Source organism: Archangium sp., from assembly GCF_036389735.1.
GTDB lineage: Bacteria > Myxococcota > Myxococcia > Myxococcales > Myxococcaceae > Archangium.
Genome location: NZ_DASVWK010000444.1, coordinates 1 through 1,730 on the forward strand (window position 1 = coordinate 1; position 1,730 = coordinate 1,730).

At 69.1% G+C, this 1,730-nt stretch carries 2 protein-coding genes; one reads left to right on the top strand and one right to left on the bottom strand.

Features of this window, described 5'->3' with window-relative positions; all coding sequences use genetic code 11:
- Positions 1–101 precede the first annotated feature (101 nt).
- Positions 102–1,079, top strand: coding sequence for a hypothetical protein (locus VF794_RS15865; protein WP_414640912.1), 978 nt, complete (start codon positions 102–104; stop codon positions 1,077–1,079).
- A gap of 40 nt (positions 1,080–1,119) precedes the next feature.
- Here VF794_RS15865 and VF794_RS15870 read toward each other — a convergent pair.
- Positions 1,120–1,730 (bottom strand): 5'-nucleotidase domain-containing protein (locus tag VF794_RS15870; RefSeq protein WP_331111258.1); only part of this gene is annotated, 611 nt, incomplete at its 5' end.

A 1,730-nucleotide genomic window follows, 5' to 3' on the forward strand; every position in this document is an offset into this window, starting at 1 on the left:
TGGTCGTCCTCGCGCTTGGCATCGCGCTCGTGACGGCGCGCTCGGGTCGCCAGGCCGAGCCGCGGTCCGTCCAGCAGAAGAGCGAGCCGGGCGCCCCGGCGGTGATCCAGGGGGGCACCTCCACGGCGGCCCGTGCAGGAAACTCGGGGGACAAGCCGAAGGCGGGTGCTCCCTCATCCGACAAGCCCAACGAGGTGATCGCCGAGATGGGCTGGGGCAGCGGTCCCTCCCAACTCGGGCGCGAGCGTCTCCAGGAGGGCAACCCCGAGGCGCCCATGTCGCTCACGGTGACGCCGCTCGGAGACATCGTGGTGCTGGATCAGGTCAACGGCCGGCTCGTGCGGCTCGGCCCGGATGGCGAGGTGGTCGGGACCACGCCCCTCACGCAGCAGACGCCGCAGGACGTCACCGTGGCCAAGGATGGCACGCTGCTCGTGATGGACAGGCTCAAGGACAAGTCGGTGGCCATCATCGACCCCTACACGGGCGCGCTCAAGGGAGACCTGCCGATCGAGGGCGAGGGCATCATCAAGACCGGCAGCGTCACCGGCACCTTCGTGGACGGGGACTCGGTGTACGTCGAGCGCGAGCACGGTGGGCTCATCCGCATCGGCGACCTCTCGGGAAAGGCCGACACCACGCGCCCGGAACTCCCCGGCCGCCCCACTCGTGACGGCGGCGCCTACATCCTCGCCCGCATCACCGACGCCGCGGGCGGCCGCCTCTTCGTCAACGCCGTGGATCGCCAGTCCGGCCAGCATCGCTACACCCGCGAGTACCGGCTGCAGTTCCCACTGATGTTCATCACCCTGCTCGACTCGGACCGTTCCGGCATCATCTACCTGGCCGTGGCCGGCGAGTTGCCCACGGGCAGGGCCAGCCCCGCCAACGAGCTCGGCGTGCGGCTCTACTGCCTGGATCCCCTGGACGGCAAGGTGCTGGGCCAGACGGACCTGCCCGTCAACACCCTGCCCGAGGAGACCTTCCGGGACTTCGCCGTGCTCGACGAGGGCGGGGTCGTCTACCAGTACCGCACCGAGAACGGCGTCTCCCTGCGGCGCGCCGACTGCCGCCAGTGAGAGAAGCACGGCTCGTGGTTGGGGCGCTCGGCTCGAGGGATCAGCGCTCGCCCTTGGGCGGGCCCTCGCTGCCCACCGGGGACATCTTCCCCGCCGATGTCCCTCCCTGCTCGTGCGGCATCAGCTCTCGTGGCGAGCGGTAGTACTGCATCGGCGAGTCGTACAGGAAGTTCGACACCCGGCTCGTGTACAGGCACGCGTAGCGCTCCACCTGCTCGCCAAACCGGCTGTTCTCGTGGCCCTCCTTGAAGAGCAGGCCCCAGTACGGGTTGAAGCCTTCCTCCACCTCGGCCTCCAGCGTGTCCGCGATCTCCGTCGCCTCGCGCAGCGCCCAGCGCAGCTTGTCCAGCTCCACCTTCGTCCGCCGCCGCTCCTCCTCCAGCCGCTCCTGCTCCTCCTTCGACTCCTTCTCGTCCCCACGCTCCAGCTTGCGATCCAGCGTGTTGAGCAGGCCCTTGTGGTGCGCCACCTCGTCGTCCAGCCGCTCCCGCACCCGCTCCACCTCGGCCAGCTTCTCGATCCGCTCCCGCTGACCGTCCGTGTAGGTGATCTCGTCCTCGATCTCCTGCACCACCATGCACGTGCGCCACAGCGACGTCTTCTTCGACTTGAGGATGTCGCCGTAGATGTGATCGCCCACGTACAGCACGC